Source organism: Lysinibacillus sp. GbtcB16, assembly GCF_019091145.1.
Taxonomy (GTDB): Bacteria; Bacillota; Bacilli; order Bacillales_A; family Planococcaceae; genus Lysinibacillus; species Lysinibacillus fusiformis.
In genome coordinates this window covers 1-241 of the sequence record NZ_JAGXJV010000804.1, presented here as the reverse complement: position 1 = coordinate 241, position 241 = coordinate 1, and the positions used below count along the sequence as shown (strand labels likewise).

The 241-nt window shown below is 43.6% G+C and carries 1 protein-coding gene; it reads right to left on the bottom strand.

Translation table 11 applies throughout. The annotated features are described in order from the left end of the window. Nucleotides 1–241, bottom strand: a 241-nt coding sequence (locus tag KVT27_RS25955) for a SpoIID/LytB domain-containing protein (protein WP_254636309.1), incomplete at both ends; no start/stop codon positions are given.

The following is a 241-nucleotide window of genomic DNA, read 5'->3' as shown; positions in this document are numbered from 1 at the left end:
TTGCCTGTGCCTTCAATGCCTCCTTTTTAAAAGAAACAGGCCTTTCTGCCGCTACTACCCCGGTTATATACGTCTCTAAAGGGATTTTATCCTTTTGTCCCTCCACTTCTATAAATAGTTCACAAGCTTTTTCATCCGCTGGTGGAGGTTGCACTTCCTCCCGTCTTTCGCTTACCCCTAAAACAGGGAGCACATATAACGCTCCCAAAAAACAAAGGACACCTATACTAATCATCCATTT